Source organism: Streptomyces sp. NPDC043176, from assembly GCF_056436715.1.
Genome location: NZ_JBWKCA010000001.1, coordinates 269,124 through 282,548 on the forward strand (window position 1 = coordinate 269,124; position 13,425 = coordinate 282,548).

General features: G+C 71.4%; 13 protein-coding genes and 1 riboswitch. Of the genes, 6 read left to right on the forward strand and 7 right to left on the reverse strand.

Annotation, left to right across the window (positions count from 1 at the left end):
• The first annotated feature begins 10 nt into the window (after positions 1 to 10).
• From AC067A_RS01235 to def, 6 genes are all read left to right on the forward strand, one after another.
• The gene (locus AC067A_RS01235) at positions 11 to 667 is read left to right on the forward strand and encodes a sigma-70 family RNA polymerase sigma factor (RefSeq protein ID WP_478613486.1); all 657 of its coding nucleotides are present in this window, start codon (positions 11 to 13) and stop codon (positions 665 to 667) included.
• Positions 664 to 987, forward strand: a complete 324-nt coding sequence (rsrA, locus tag AC067A_RS01240; RefSeq protein WP_478612821.1) for a mycothiol system anti-sigma-R factor — start codon at positions 664 to 666, stop codon at positions 985 to 987. Before AC067A_RS01235 ends, rsrA begins: the two co-directional genes overlap by 4 nt.
• 142 nt (positions 988 to 1,129) lie before the next feature.
• Entirely contained in the window at positions 1,130 to 2,515 is a 1,386-nt protein-coding gene (locus AC067A_RS01245) for an HD-GYP domain-containing protein (RefSeq protein WP_478613489.1), read from the forward strand.
• A complete protein-coding gene (locus AC067A_RS01250) occupies positions 2,512 to 3,798 on the forward strand; it encodes an HD-GYP domain-containing protein (RefSeq protein ID WP_478612823.1) in 1,287 nt (428 codons plus the stop codon). The genes AC067A_RS01245 and AC067A_RS01250 overlap by 4 nt, the downstream gene beginning before the upstream one ends.
• 79 nt (positions 3,799 to 3,877) lie before the next feature.
• Positions 3,878 to 4,858, forward strand: coding sequence for a tetratricopeptide repeat protein (locus tag AC067A_RS01255; protein ID WP_017236276.1), 981 nt, complete (start codon positions 3,878 to 3,880; stop codon positions 4,856 to 4,858).
• Between the two features lie 67 nt (positions 4,859 to 4,925).
• Positions 4,926 to 5,561 carry a peptide deformylase gene (gene def / locus AC067A_RS01260; protein WP_478612828.1) on the forward strand — a complete coding sequence of 212 codons (636 nt, stop codon included), beginning with the start codon at positions 4,926 to 4,928 and terminating at the stop codon, positions 5,559 to 5,561.
• 62 nt (positions 5,562 to 5,623) lie between these two features.
• On the opposite strand, the gene AC067A_RS01265 is transcribed toward def, so the two are convergent.
• The 7 genes from AC067A_RS01265 to AC067A_RS01295 form a co-directional block, all read right to left on the reverse strand.
• Positions 5,624 to 5,797: a hypothetical protein gene (locus AC067A_RS01265; protein WP_478612830.1), complete on the reverse strand. Its 174-nt coding sequence runs from the start codon at positions 5,795 to 5,797 to the stop codon at positions 5,624 to 5,626.
• A gap of 134 nt (positions 5,798 to 5,931) precedes the next feature.
• Complete coding sequence (locus AC067A_RS01270) at positions 5,932 to 6,945, reverse strand: ribonucleotide-diphosphate reductase subunit beta (RefSeq protein WP_478612833.1); 1,014 nt, start codon at positions 6,943 to 6,945, stop codon at positions 5,932 to 5,934.
• The gene (locus AC067A_RS01275; RefSeq protein ID WP_478612836.1) at positions 6,945 to 9,323 is read right to left on the reverse strand and encodes a ribonucleoside-diphosphate reductase subunit alpha; all 2,379 of its coding nucleotides are present in this window, start codon (positions 9,321 to 9,323) and stop codon (positions 6,945 to 6,947) included. The genes AC067A_RS01270 and AC067A_RS01275 overlap by 1 nt, the downstream gene beginning before the upstream one ends.
• Positions 9,324 to 9,455: 132 nt before the next feature.
• Positions 9,456 to 9,599, reverse strand: a riboswitch (cobalamin riboswitch).
• A 33-nt stretch (positions 9,600 to 9,632) separates the two neighbouring features.
• Entirely contained in the window at positions 9,633 to 10,133 is a 501-nt protein-coding gene (locus AC067A_RS01280) for a GNAT family N-acetyltransferase (RefSeq protein WP_478612839.1), read from the reverse strand.
• A gap of 75 nt (positions 10,134 to 10,208) precedes the next feature.
• Positions 10,209 to 11,831 (reverse strand): monocarboxylate uptake permease MctP, encoded by a 1,623-nt coding sequence (gene mctP, locus AC067A_RS01285; RefSeq protein ID WP_478612841.1) that lies wholly within the window; start codon positions 11,829 to 11,831, stop codon positions 10,209 to 10,211.
• A complete protein-coding gene (locus AC067A_RS01290; protein ID WP_478612844.1) occupies positions 11,828 to 12,082 on the reverse strand; it encodes a DUF3311 domain-containing protein in 255 nt (84 codons plus the stop codon). The genes mctP and AC067A_RS01290 overlap by 4 nt, the downstream gene beginning before the upstream one ends.
• 160 nt (positions 12,083 to 12,242) lie before the next feature.
• Positions 12,243 to 13,007: a GntR family transcriptional regulator gene (locus AC067A_RS01295; protein ID WP_033201233.1), complete on the reverse strand. Its 765-nt coding sequence runs from the start codon at positions 13,005 to 13,007 to the stop codon at positions 12,243 to 12,245.
• Between the last annotated feature and the right edge of the window lie 418 nt (positions 13,008 to 13,425).

Genomic DNA, 13,425 nt, shown 5'->3' on the forward strand with positions numbered 1-13,425 from the left:
GCTGGAGGAGGTGGGTCCGGTCACTGGGACCGACACAGGGACCGACGAAGGCCCCGAGGAGACGACCGCGGAGCGCAACGCGCGCTTCGAGCGGGACGCCCTCGGATACCTCGACCAGATGTACTCGGCCGCGCTGCGCATGACGCGCAACCCCGCGGACGCGGAGGACCTGGTGCAGGAGACCTACGCCAAGGCGTACGGATCCTTCCACCAGTTCCGCGAGGGCACGAACCTCAAGGCGTGGCTGTACCGGATCCTCACGAACACCTTCATCAACTCGTACCGCAAGAAGCAGCGTGAGCCCCAGCGCAGCGCCGCCGAGGAGATCGAGGACTGGCAGCTCGCGCGCGCCGAGTCGCACATGTCGACCGGTCTCCGCTCCGCCGAGTCGCAGGCCCTCGACCACCTGCCCGACTCCGACGTGAAGGAAGCGCTCCAGGCGATTCCCGAGGAGTTCCGCATCGCCGTCTATCTCGCCGATGTCGAGGGGTTTGCGTACAAGGAGATCGCGGACATCATGGGGACACCCATCGGTACGGTGATGTCCCGACTGCACCGGGGCCGCCGCCAGCTGCGCGGCATGCTCGAGGACTACGCCCGCGAACGCGGGCTCGTTCCCGCGGGCGCCGGAGAGTCGTCGAACGATCTGAAAGGCTCGGGCTCATGAGCTGCGGAGAGCCGCACGAGACGGATTGCTCAGAGGTCCTGGATCATCTCTACGAGTTCCTCGACCACGAGATGCCCGACAGCGACTGCACCAAGTTCGAGGTGCACTTCGAGGAGTGCTCCCCGTGCCTGGAGAAGTACGGCCTGGAGCAGGCGGTGAAGAAGCTCGTCAAGCGCTGCTGCGGCAGTGACGACGTCCCCACCGACCTGCGCGCCAAGGTCATGGGCCGGATCGACCTGATCCGCGCCGGGCACCTGGTGCCCGAGCAGGACATCGACATCACGGCGAGCGCACCGGCGACGCCCGCCCCGCAGGAGTAGCACCCCTCCCGCACCGGGAACGCAGGCCGCCGCGACGTGCTCGCGGCGGCCTCACGCATATATCAGCTTGTATCACCCGATGGTGCGAATCACCCGCACCCGGCCGTCCGGGCCCGCCCGACTCGCTAGCGTGACGGGCGTGATGGGCGTGAAGGTCATTCCGCGAGCGGCCCGCGTGTACATCGGCTGCGCCCTGCTCGGAGCCGGGGCGTCCGTCCTGCCCGCGCTGCGCCCCGGCACGGCCGTCCCCTGGGGCACCGTCGCCCTCCTCGCCGCCCTGTACGCGCTCTGCGAGCTGCCCGCCCGCTGCCCGCTCCTCGGCCGCGCCTTCGGCCGCTCCGTCCCCATGGGCGCCGGCTCCTTCTTCCCCGTCCTCCTCACCGCCGCGCTCCTCCTCCCGCCGGCCGCCGCGGCGCTCACCGCGCTGCCCGGCAGCCTCCTCGCCCGCGTCGACGAACCCCCCGCCGCCCCGCGCCGCGCCTGGCGGGCCGCCGCCACCGCCCTCGCCGTCTGGGCCGCCGCCGTCACCGCCGGCGCCCTCGGCGGCCCCGCCGCCCTCGGACACGGCCCCGCCGCCCCCGACCTGCCGTACGCGCTGCTGCCCGCCGGCGCGGCCGCGCTCGCCTTCTGCCTGGTCCTCACCGCCCTCGACGGCGGCATCCGGGCGACGGCCGACGGACTGCCCCTCCGGGCCGCCTGGCGCGGCCTCCTCGGCCGGGCCGTCGCCCCGCACACCGTGCACGGACTCGCCGGACTGATGATGGCCGTCCTCTGGCGCAGCACGTACGGCCCGGTCGCCGCCCTCTTCGTGCTGCTCCCGATGTACATCTCCTGCTGGGTCTTCGCCCAGTACCACCGCGAGCGGGCCGCCCACCAGGCCACCATCCGCGCCCTCGTGCACGCCGTCGACATCAAGGACCGGTACACCCGGGGCCACAGCGAACGGGTCGGCCACGCCTCCGTCCTGATCGCCCGTGAACTCGGCCTGGCCGAGGACCGGCTGGACGTCGTCCGCTTCGCCGGCATCCTGCACGACGTGGGCAAGCTGGGCGTGCCCACCCGGGTCCTCCGCAAGGACGGGCCCCTCACCCCCGAGGAGCGGCGGGTCATCGAACTCCACCCGGAGTACGGGCACGAGATGGTCCGCGGCATCGGCTTCCTCGGCGAGGCGCGCGCCGCGATCCTCCACCACCACGAGCGCATGGACGGCAGCGGTTACCCGTACGGCCTGCACGGCGAGCAGATTCCGGAATTCGCCCGGGTGGTCGCCGTCGCCGACGCCTTCGACGCCATGACCTCCACCCGCTCCTACAGCCGGGCCCGCCCCGTGCCGACCGCCGTCGCCGAACTGCTGCGGTGCGCCGGCACCCAGTTCGACCCCCGGATGGTCACCGCCCTCGTCCGCGCCCTCGACCGGCACGGCTGGCAGCCCGCCGTCACCGCCGACGAGACCCCGCAGCCGGACCGGGTGCCGCCGCCCCGCGGGGCGGACGCCCCCACCGCCGCCCGCCCGAGGGAGCGCGCGTGAGGCCCGGGGCCCGCACCGTCGGGGCGGTGTACGGCGCCGCGCTGCTGCTGGGCCTCACCGGCCTGGCCTCCACCCTCTGGCACGGCGTCGACGAACCCGGCAACGCCCTGGCCTTCGGCGCCCTCATCGTCCTCGGCGAGCTCGCCCGCTGGGGCGCCCCCGGCACCGGGACGACCCCGGCGGCCGAGGGGACCGGGGAGCGGGAGCCCGCGCCGCTCGCCGCCGCCGGAGCCCTCGCGTACGCCCTGCTCGGGCAGAGCGCCGGCACCGCCACCACCCACGGCGTCCTCCAGATCACCGCCGTCGTCGTCGCCGCCGGCCTCGCCGGACTCGTCCCCCACCTCGCCCGCGGCCACGACCCCGGCCTCGACCACCTCGCCCGCCGCGTCCTCACCGTCGGCTTCGCCGCCCTCTGCTTCCAGCCCCTCTACAACTCCGGGGCCGTCGTCGCGCACCTCGGCCAGGGCCCCTGGTACGCCCTCTTCCTGGCCCTCCTGCTCGTCCTCACCGCCCTGTGCGACGCCGTGCTCGCCGCCCTCGTGCTCCGCGCCCGCACCGGATTCCCGTACGGCCCCCTCCTCCGCGACGAACTGCGCGCCCTCCTCGGCATCGGCTCCGCGGTCTGCGCGACCGGCACCGTCATGGCGCTCGGCGTGGCCGCCGCCGGACTGTGGGCCCTGCCCGTGCTCGCCGTGCCCCTGCTGCTCACCCAGGTCTCCTACCGGCGGTACGCCGCCGTGCGGACCGTCAACCGGCAGACCATCGCCTCCCTCGCCCGGGCCACCGAGATCGCCGGCTGCACCCCGCCCGGGCACGCCCGCCGGGTGGCCGCCCTCAGCACCGCCGTCGGGCGCGAGCTGGGCCTCTCCGGGCCCGAGCTGACCGTCCTCGAACACGCGGCGCTCATGCACGACATCGGACAGCTCTCCCTCGTCGACCCGGTCGCCGGCGGGGCCACCGCCCTGCTGCCCGCCGAGGAACAGCGCCGGATCGCCCTCCTGGGCGGCGAGGTGGTCAGGAGGACCGGCGCCGCCGCCTCCGTCGCCGTGATCGTCGAGCGGCAGGCCGACCCGTACCGCGAGCAGCCCGTGTCCGCCCGCATCGTCCGCGCGGTGAACGCGTACGACGACCTCGCGGGCGACGGGGCGGGCGCGGCCCTGGGCGCGATCGAACGCCTCAGGCTCGGCACCGCCCGCGACTATCACCCGGATGTCGTCGAATGCCTGGCCAGGGTCCTGGCGCGGGGCGGAGCCGCTGGGGTGACCTCCGTCCCCCCGGGGTAACCCATGGGTAATGAGCGCGCGTCCGACCGGGCATGGTTGGATGCGAACAAGAGGGTGAAGCGACCGGCAGGCGGGAATCGTGAAGATCTTCGGGAAGGTACGGCATCGGCCCTCCGCCTCGTGGCGGCAGGCCACCGACCGCGCGTTCACGCTGATCGGCGACGGCCGGTACGAGGACGCGGGCGCTCTCCTGACGCGCGCGGCGGATCTGGAGCCCTGGCTCTCCGAGTCCTGGTTCAACCTGGCGCTGCTGCACAAGTTCCGGCACGACTGGGAGCAGGCGAGGGCCGCCGGCCTGCGCGCGGTCGCGCTGCTCGACAAGGAGACCGGCGCCCCCGACTGGTGGAACGTCGGCATCGCCGCCACCGCGCTCCAGGACTGGCCGCTGGCCCGCCGCGCCTGGCAGGCCTACGGCCTCAAGGTGCCGGGCGCGGCCGCCGGCACCGGCGAGCCCGCCGGCATGGAGCTGGGCAGCGCCGCCGTCCGGCTCTCGCCCGAGGGCGAGGCGGAGGTCGTGTGGGGCCGCCGGCTCGACCCGGCCCGGATCGAGGTCCTCTCCATCCCGCTGCCGTCCTCCGGGCGCCGCTGGGGCGAGGTCGTCCTCCACGACGGCGTGCCGAACGGCGAGCGGACCACCACCGCCGGCCCCTCCTACCCCGTCTTCGACGAGATCGAGCTGTGGGCGCCGTCCCCGGTCCCCACCTGGGTTGTCCTCCTGGAGGCAGCCACCGAGGCCGACCGGGACGCCCTGGAGCAGCTGGCCGCCGAGGCGGGCTTCGCCGCCGAGGACTGGTCCTCGTCCGTGCGGCTGCTCTGCCGCGCCTGCTCCGAGTCGACCATGCCGAGCGCCGAGGGCGAGGGCGAGCACTCCGACCCGCACGACCACAGCGAACCGGGGCACCCCGGACCGCTCGGTCACCGCTCGCCCGGCGAGCTGTGGGTGCCGGAGCGCGAATGCGGCATCGCGGCCCCGGCGGGCCTGGTCCGCGGGCTCCTCGACGGCTGGGTGGCGGACAGCCCCGACAGCCGCGAGTGGCGTGATCTCGAAGAGGTCTGCTGAGGCCACGGCCCAGGGCCCGTAGGCTGTCCTCCGACGGAATCGGGTTTTCAGAAGGGCGCGGCCGGACATGGCGCAGCAGGAGACGGACGAGCAGACGCAGATCAACGACGGCTTCGTCGTGGACACGGAGGACTGCGAGGCGCGCGAGCTCGCCTACCGCGAGCGCGGCACGGCCCGCCCGATCACGGTCGTCGGCAACCCCGTGCTCCACAAGGAGTGCAAGGACGTCACCGAGTTCGACGACGAGCTCGCGCAACTGATCGACGACATGTTCGCCAGCCAGAAGGCCGCCGAGGGCGTGGGCCTGGCCGCGAACCAGATCGGCGTGGACCTCAAGGTGTTCGTCTACGACTGCCCCGACGACGAGGGCGTCCGGCACACCGGTGTCGTGGTCAACCCGGTCCTCCAGGAGCTCCCGGCCGAGCTGCGGGTCCTGGACGAGTCCAACGAGGGCTGCCTGTCCGTGCCGACCGCCTACGCCGAGCTGGCCCGCCCCGACTACGCCGAGGTCCACGGCCAGGACGCCCAGGGCAACCCGATCAAGGTGCGCGGCACCGGCTACTTCGCCCGCTGCCTCCAGCACGAGACGGACCACCTGCACGGCTACCTGTACATCGACCGCCTCTCCAAGCGCGACCGCAAGGACGCCCTGCGCCAGATGGAAGAGGGCACCCCGCGCTACGAGACGGTCCCCAACGCCTGATCGCGCACACCGACGCCGAAGGGCCCCGCACCGGTCGAGTGCGGGGCCCTTCGGCGTCGGGACTACTGCCAGCCCATGTCCGGTCCGTTGACGACGGAGTCGACGGGAGCGCTCTGCCATCCCATGTCGCCGGCGACGGTCTGCCGGTCGTCGCCGGCCGAGACGGCCGCGGCCACCCCTCCGGCGAGCAGTGCGGAGAGTGCGAGGGCCGCGAGCGTGCGGATGGTGCGGGACATGATTCCCCCCAGGGTTCAGGTCGTGTCGCTGTACGGTCCGCCCGGACGACCGCGGGGCGGCCGCCGGTCGGGCTTGATCATTCCAGGTAACGACCCGGGTGGGCGACCCATTCCCCGCGCGAGGACGCGGAGCCTCAGAAGTCCTCGTCCAGGTCCACCGAGCCCTCGACGGCGACCTGGTAGGCGGACGGGCGGCGTTCGAAGAAGTTGGTGAGTTCCTGGACGCCTTGGAGCTCCATGAACGCGAACGGGTTCTCGGAGCCGTACACCGGGGGGAAGCCGAGGCGCTGGAGGCGCTGGTCGGCGACGCACTGGAGGTACTCGCGCATCGACTCGGTGTTCATGCCCGGCAGGCCGTCGCCGCACAGGTCACGGCCGAACTGGAGCTCCGCCTCGACGGCCTCCTTCAGCATGTCGGTGACCTGCTGCCGGAGCTCGTCGTCGAAGAGCGCCGGCTCCTCCTTGCGGACGGTGTCCACGACCTCGAAGGCGAAGTTCATGTGCATCGTCTCGTCGCGGAAGACCCAGTTGGTGCCGGTGGCCAGGCCGTGCAGCAGACCGCGGGACCGGAACCAGTACACGTACGCGAAGGCGCCGTAGAAGAACAGGCCCTCGATGCACGCCGCGAAGCAGATCAGGTTCAGCAGGAAGCGGCGCCGGTCGGCGGCCGTCTCCAGGCGCTCGATCTTCTCGACCGAGTCCATCCACTTGAAGCAGAACTGGGCCTTCTCGCGGATGGAGGGGATCTCCTCGACCGCGTCGAACGCGGCGGCGCGGTCGTCCGGGTCGGGCAGGTAGGTGTCGAGCAGCGTCAGGTAGAACTGGACGTGCACGGCCTCCTCGAACAGCTGGCGCGACAGGTACAGGCGCGCCTCCGGGGAGTTGATGTGCTTGTAGAGCGTCAGCACCAGGTTGTTCGAGACGATCGAGTCGCCCGTCGCGAAGAACGCGACCAGGCGGCCGATCATGTGCTGCTCGGCCGGGGTCAGCTTGGCGAGGTCGGCGACGTCGGAGTGCAGGTCGACCTCCTCCACCGTCCAGGTGTTCTTGATCGCGTCCCGGTACCGCTCGTAGAAGTCCGGGTACCGCATCGGACGGAGGGTCAGCTCGAAGCCAGGGTCGAGCAGGTTCTTGTCGGTGGTGCTCATTACTGGCAGGCCTCGCAGGACTCGGGGTTTTCCAGGGAGCAGGCGAGGGCGTCCGCGTCGGAGACCGCCTGCTGGACGGGGATGGGGGCGGCGGCCGCCGTCGACGCCTGGGCGGCGCGGGCGATCCGGGTCGCCGGGCGCGAACGCAGGTAGTACGTCGTCTTCAGCCCCTGCTTCCAGGCGTACGCGTACATCGACGACAGCTTGCCGATCGTCGGCGTCTCCAGGAACAGGTTCAGCGACTGCGACTGGTCGAGGAACGGGGTGCGCGCGGCGGCCATGTCGATCAGACCGCGCTGCGGGATCTCCCACGCCGTGCGGTACAGCTCGCGCACCTCGGCCGGGATCCAGGTGAAGCCGGCGACCGAACCGCTGGCGTCGCGGAGCGCGTCCCGGGTCTGGGCGTCCCACACGCCGAGCTTCTTCAGCTCGTCGACCAGGTACGAGTTGACCTGGAGGAACTCGCCGGACAGCGTCTCGCGCTTGAAGAGGTTCGAGACCTGCGGCTCGATGCACTCGTACACGCCCGCGATCGAGGCGATGGTCGCGGTCGGAGCGATCGCGAGGAGCAGGCTGTTGCGCATGCCGACGGCGGCGATCCGCTCGCGCAGCGCGGCCCAGCGCTCGGGCCAGTTGAGCTCGACGTCGTAGTGGTCCGGGTGCAGCACACCGCGGGCCGTGCGGGTCTGCTCCCAGGCGGGGAGCGGGCCGCTGCGCTCGGCGAGGTCCGCGGAGGCCTCGTACGCGGCCAGCATGATCCGCTCGGCGATCCGGGTGGACAGCGCGCGCGCCTCGGCGGAGTCGAACGGCATCCGCAGCTTGAAGAAGACGTCCTGGAGGCCCATCGCGCCCAGGCCGACCGGACGCCAGCGGGCGTTGGAACGCCCGGCCTGCTCGGTCGGGTAGAAGTTGATGTCGACGACCCGGTCGAGGAAGGTGACGGCCGTGCGGACGGTCGCGTCGAGCCGCTCCCAGTCGATGTCGCCCCCGGCCACGAACGAACCGAGGTTCACCGAGCCGAGGTTGCAGACGGCCGTCTCGCCGTCGTTCGTGACCTCGATGATCTCGGTGCACAGGTTCGAGGAGTGGACGACCGTGCCCGGCTCGGCGGTCTGGTTGGCCGTCCGGTTGGAGGCGTCCTTGAAGGTCATCCAGCCGTTGCCGGTCTGCGCCAGGGTCCGCATCATCCGGCCGTACAGGTCGCGGGCCGGCATCGTCTTGCGGGCCAGGCCCTTGGCCTCGGCGGCGCGGTAGGCGGCGTCGAACTCCTCGCCGTACAGGTCGACGAGCTCGGGCACGTCCGCCGGGGAGAACAGCGACCAGTCGGCGTCCGCGTTGACCCGGCGCATGAACTCGTCCGGGATCCAGTGCGCCAGGTTCAGGTTGTGCGTACGGCGCTGGTCCTCGCCCGTGTTGTCGCGGAGCTCCAGGAACTCCTCGATGTCCGCGTGCCAGGTCTCCAGGTAGACGGCGGCCGCGCCCTTGCGGCGGCCGCCCTGGTTCACGGCGGCGACGGAGGCGTCGAGGGTCTTCAGGAACGGCACGATGCCGTTGGAGTGCCCGTTGGTGCCGCGGATCAGCGAACCGCGGGCGCGGATGCGGGAGTAGGAGAGCCCGATGCCGCCGGCGTGCTTCGAGAGGCGCGCGACCTGGTGGTAGCGGTCGTAGATGGAGTCCAGCTCGTCCTGCGGGGAGTCGAGCAGGTAGCAGGAGGACATCTGCGGGTGACGGGTACCGGAGTTGAAGAGCGTGGGGGAGGACGGCAGGTAGTCCAGGCGGCTCATCAGCCCGTACAGCGCGCCGACCTCGTCGAGCGCGCGGACGCTGTCGTCCTCGGCCAGGCCGCAGGCCACCCGCAGCATGAAGTGCTGCGGCGTCTCGATCACCTTGCGGGTGATCGGGTGGCGCAGCAGGTAGCGCGAGTAGAGGGTGCGCAGACCGAAGTAGCCGAAGCGGTCGTCGCCGGCCCGGTCGATCGTCGCGTCGAGCCGCTCGGCGTGCAGCGCGACGAAGTCGGCGGTGCGGTCGGCGATCAGGCCCTCGCGGTGACCGACCCGGACGGAGGCGGAGAAGGAGACCGCGCCCTGGCCCGCCGCCTCGTCGGCGATGGTGATCGTCAGGAGCCGGGCGGCGAGCCGGGAGTACGCCGGGTCCTCGGCGATCAGGCCCGCGGCCGCCTCGGTGGCCAGCTCGCGCAGCTCCGCCTCGTCCGCCGCGGCGCTGCGGCCGCGCAGCGCGGCTGCGGCGACCTTGCCGGGGTCGGTGTCGGGGAGATCGGCGGTGAGGTCGGTCAGGGTCCGCAGCAGTACGGTCCCGGGGCCGTCGCTCTCGACCGCGGAAGCCTCGGCCGAAGCCGGATCGGCGGGCGCGATGGTCACGTGGGGGCTCTCCCTCGCTCGGCCGGGGCCGCGACGGGGGAAGGCGGGCGAGGGGGCGCCCGTATCGCCGGACGCGCCGTGTCCACCGGCCCACTCCGCGAGGCCCGGAAGTCAGTGGCACCCGGAACGGAAGGACCGGGCGCGCTGCCCGCAGGTGCTCGGACTCACTCCGTACGAAACCGCATGAAGCACACCGTTGCGGGACAGTTCCGGATTCGCGCCGGATTCCCCTGCGTCGACAGCGAGGATGAGCATACATGTGGGGGGCGCCGCTGACGGCACCCCCCACATGTTGTGTCGGTTGCGGGGCTAAAGCTCCAGCGCGTACGTCAGCAGCGTGTGTTCGGGGATCGGCTGCCAGTCCCGCTCGGGGGTCCGCAGGAAGCCGAGCCGGTCGTAGATCCGGTGCGCGGAGACCATCTTCGCGTCCGTGGAGAGCACCACCCGCCGGCACCCCGGCAGGGTCCGCGCCCGGTCCACGCAGACGCGCACGAGTGTCTCTCCGACGCCCCTGCCGCGGGCCGCCGGCGCGACCACGAGCATCCGGAACTCGGCCTCGCCTTCGACGGCGATGTCCGCCCAGGCGGTGCCGCCGCGGGCGAAGGTCACCCCGCCGACGATCCCGCCCTCCGCGTCGACGGCGACGAGGACCTCGCTCTCGCGAGCCCGCCGGGCCGTGTCGCGGAGCACGTCCAGATAGAAGTCGTCCTCTCCGTGCAGCAGCAGCCCGTCGTTCAGATAGGTCAGTCCGGTGAGCTCGCCGAGCTCTTCGTACTCCTCGGGCCGTACCGCCCTGATCGTGAAGTCCATGGGCCCAGTCTGCCTCCGTCGCACGTGAAGGGGCCCGGGATTTCTCCCGGGCCCCTTCACGTGCGCGTCCGTGGGTCAGTGCACCGAGGCGCCGACCTTGGGGAGTTCGCGGACACCGGCGTCGCCGGCGTCCGCCGTGTAGTCCTCGGGCGAGGTCTCGTCGACGCCGTCGGGGGCCTTGACGGCCCGGAGGACGAAGGTGAGGACGACCGTGACGAGGACGTTGAGGACGAAGGCGGTGAGGCCGATGTAGCCGATCTCGCCGATGCCCGGGATCTCGGCGGAGGAGCCGCCGAAGTGCTTCTGGGTCGGGCTGGCGACGCCGTACGCGGCGGCCGTGCCGTACACCATGCCGACGGCCCAGCCGGCGAGCAGCGCCCAGCGGTGGAACCAGCGGGTGAACAGGCCGCCGACGAGCGCCGGGAAGGTCTGCAGGATCCAGATGCCGCCCAGCAGCTGGAAGTTGATCGCGACCGTCTTGTCCATGGTGAGGACGAAGACCAGCGCGCCGACCTTCACCAGGAGGGAGACCAGCTTGGAGACCTTGGTCTCCTGGGCCGGGGTCGCGTCCGGCTTGATGAAGTCCTTGTAGATGTTGCGGGTGAACAGGTTGGCCGCGGCGATCGACATGATGGCGGCCGGGACGAGCGCGCCGATGCCGATCGCGGCGAACGCGACGCCCGCGAACCAGTCCGGGAACATGGTCTCGAAGAGCTGCGGGATGGCGAGCTGACCGTTCTTGACCTTGATCCCGGCGGCGATCGCCATGAAGCCGAGCAGCGCGAGCAGGCCCAGCATCAGCGAGTACAGCGGCAGGATCGTGGTGTTGCGGCGGATGACCTCGCGGCTCTTCGACGACAGCGTCGCCGTGATGGAGTGCGGGTACATGAACAGCGCGAGCGCCGAGCCGAGCGCGAGCGTCGCGTACGTCCACTGGCCGGCCTCACCGGGGACCAGCGCGCCGCGCGGCTTGCCGGTCGCCGGGTTGGTCTGCGCGTACGCCTCGCCGGCCTTCGCGAAGATCTCGTCGAACCCGCCCAGCTTGATCGGGATGTAGATGATGGCCACCGCGATCACGATGTAGATCAGGGTGTCCTTGACGAAGGCGATGAGGGCCGGGGCGCGCAGACCCGAGGAGTACGTGTACGCCGCGAGGACGCCGAAGGCCAGCAGCAGCGGCAGGTCCTTGACGAACCAGTGGGTGGTCTCGCCGCCGCCTACGCCCATCACGTCCAGGACGGCCTGGATGCCGACGAGTTGGAGGGCGATGTACGGCATGGTGGCGAGGATTCCGGTGACCGCGACCGCGAGCGACAGGCTCTTGGAGCCGAAGCGGCCCCGGACGAAGTCGGAGGTGGTCACGTACCCGTGCTTGTGCGAGACCGACCAGAGGCGCGGCAGGAACGTGAAGATCAGCGGGTAGACCAGGATCGTGTAGGGCACGGCGAAGAAGCCGGCCGCGCCCGCCGCGTAGATGGCCGCCGGGACGGCGACGAAGGTGTACGCGGTGTACAGGTCGCCGCCGAGCAGGAACCAGGTCACCCAGGTGCCGAACGACCGTCCGCCCAGGCCCCATTCGTCGAGGCTGTGCTCGTCCTCGGCCTTGCGCCAGCGCGCGGCCAGGAAGCCCATGACCGTGACGGCCAGGAAGAAGAAGACGAAGACGCCGAGCGCCACGCCGTTCACGCCGTCCTTCATCGCGCGTCACCTCCCTTGCGGGCACGCTGGTCCCGCTGCCACAGCATGTAGGCGACCATGGTGAGCGCGGTGGAGACCAGCACCCAGAGCATCTGGTACCAGTAGAAGAACGGGATGCCGGCGAAGAGCGGTTCGACCTTCGCGTACGAACTCACCCAGAGCATCGCCACGAACGGGGCGACCAGGCAGAGCGCGATGACCACCCTCAGGGGGGTGATGACCGGTTGTTTCCCTTGTGCGGCTTCTGACATGGCGATTCCGTCCCCTCGCTGATCACCTCGTGATGGTGGGGAAATCTAGGGGACGCGTTCTCCGCAGGGAACCCCTGTCCGCATAACGGAATTGATTCTTCGGAATCCCGCACGGCAGCCGCGGCCGGGGCCCCGGTGGGCGGGGCTCCGGCCCGGCGGGTCAGCCGTTGGGGCGCTGGAGGCGGGCGACGAACTTGTACCGGTCGCCGCGGTAGACCGAGCGCACCCACTCGACCGGCTCGCCCTGGCCGTCGAGGGAGTGACGGGAGAGCATCAGCATCGGGAGGCCGACGTCCGTGCCGAGCAGCCCGGCCTCGCGCGGGGTGGCGAGGGAGGTCTCGATGGTCTCCTCGGCCTCGGCCAGGTGCACGTCGTACACCTCGGCGAGGGCGGTGTAGAGGGACGTGTACTTCACCAGGGACCGGCGCAACGCGGGGAAGCGCTTCGCCGACAGGTGGGTGGTCTCGATGGCCATCGGCTCGCCGCTCGCGAGACGCAGCCGCTCGATGCGCAGGACGCGCCCGCCGGTGGAGATGTCCAGCAGCCCGGCGAGGGTGTCGTCCGCGGTGACGTACCCGATGTCGAGGAGCTGCGAGGTCGGTTCGAGGCCCTGGGCCCGCATGTCCTCGGTGTACGAGGTGAGCTGCAGGGCCTGGGAGACCTTGGGCTTGGCGACGAAGGTGCCCTTGCCCTGGATGCGCTCCAGGCGCCCCTCGACCACCAGCTCCTGGAGGGCCTGGCGCACGGTGGTCCGCGAGGTGTCGAACTCGGCCGCCAGGGTGCGCTCCGGCGGCACCGGCGTGCCGGGCGGGAGGGTCTCCGTCATGTCGAGCAGGTGACGCTTCAGCCGGTAGTACTTGGGCACGCGCGCGGTGCGGGTGACTGCCCCGCCCTCTGTCTCTGTGCCGCCCGCGTCCGTGGCCATGGCCTGCCTTCCCGACTCCTGTGCTGCTGCCGTCACCGGCTCCTCCGTCTGTCGCGGCTCACATGGTGGCACGCTTCGTGTGCTCTCACCGTTTCTCCTGCCGATATGTGCCGGTTCGGCGAGGAGGAGTCGTTCCCTGCCTCTTATACACCGAGGAGTCCCTCGTTGGTCTAGGCCATTCAGGTCGCGAGGTGGGGGCAATTCCAGGGTCCCCCACCCGCCTTCCGGAGGGCGCGCCGAGGCGAGGTGTCGGTCCGATAACGGACGCCACTACCCGTCTTACACACTCTTGACACCCCAAAAGGTCTAGGCCAAGCTCCGGGTACTGGTCTAAACCATTAAAGACCAGGTCCCAGCCCCACGAGCACTACCCGACGTATGTCTTCGCGCGGTGGGCAGGGGTTGCAGGCATCCCTGA